The organism is Vibrio sp. 03_296, from assembly GCF_002265885.1.
In genome coordinates this window covers 1-1,155 of record NZ_NPKW01000537.1, presented here as the reverse complement: position 1 = coordinate 1,155, position 1,155 = coordinate 1, and the positions used below count along the sequence as shown (strand labels likewise).

Genomic DNA, 1,155 nt, shown 5'->3' with positions numbered 1-1,155 from the left:
AAGGTAGCGATAAAACGCATCGTTGGCGATATGGCCCGCCATTGAGCGGAACAGGTTGTTGAGGCCATCAACCACCTGAGTCATTTTCGCTGTCTCAGGGTTAAACTGTTGCAGCGCCAGCATCATGGCGTCCATGGTCAGCGGCAGTTGCTTAATGTTGTCCACCATCAGCGTGAGGCTCTTCATCGCGCCCACTTGCTCACGCCCTTGATCAAGAGACAGTGAGGGTTAGGCTAAAAACGCGTTGATGGTATGGGCAAACTGCTGGCCCAAGAGATCGGAAAAGGCTGCCACGTTTCCTGCGTTGTAACGAACGTAGTAGGCTGCGCGAACGTATTCGCCCAAGTTTTCAATGGCGCGCGCTTGCTCGGCTTCGCCTTGATACGCTTGTACCGCTTGGTGTAGTGCCACCTGAATGCGGCTTAAGCTCGCTTCGCTGTAGATGTTGTTCAACGTGTCAACTGAGGCAGAAAACCAACCACTGTAACAGGCGTAATCTGCGCTGGAGATGGCAGCGGCAAGATCGGGCGACTGCTGCAATTGGCAACATCGCATTGGTTGTGCAAAGAAGCACCAGAGACCGATGCGAGTAAACAAGCCAGAGCCAAACGGCGACGAGGGAAAGGAAGAAGAGACATAACCACACTCATTGATTAGTAAAATGATTTGAGCGGTGTGTTATATGCCCTGCGCGTTATGAAATGAAGTACTGTCTCATAAATTTTATGAGCTCAGTTCAGAAAATAGATTTATTACTCTAATTTATAGATCTGACGGCATGAATTTTACTCGTTGAAAACGTTAATAAAAGATTAAATAAATGGAACGAAGTAACGYATAAACAGAGTCAACTTTGACTCAAAAACACGCTTTTGCAGCGGGAAAAAGTTTGCGGTAACGTGTTTGACCAGTGAATAAGGAGTCAACGTTTGAGACTAGTTTTTATTTACGACATRGSMAACCCTGTTTAATGCCGAGCAAAAATTACAAGGGCACTGCAATTCACCATTAACGGAAAAAGGTCAGCGCCAAGCATTGAGTGTGGGCCGAGTATTGCAAGCCCATCTTGAGTCAGGCTCATATCACGTCTATTCCAGTTCGTTGGGCCGAGCGTTGCAAACGGCAGAGATCGTTTGTCAGCAGCTAGGCTTTGCA

At 47.6% G+C, this 1,155-nt stretch carries 1 protein-coding gene and 1 pseudogene; one reads left to right on the top strand and one right to left on the bottom strand.

Annotated features, from left to right (window positions below):
* Positions 1-638: pseudogene (locus CIK04_RS26010) on the bottom strand (M9 family metallopeptidase N-terminal domain-containing protein); the annotation flags it as partial.
* Positions 639-963: 325 nt separating this feature from the next.
* Here CIK04_RS26010 and CIK04_RS26005 point away from each other — a divergent pair.
* A partial coding sequence (locus CIK04_RS26005; protein WP_142995020.1) for a phosphoglycerate mutase family protein occupies positions 964-1,155 on the top strand: 192 nt, incomplete at its 3' end.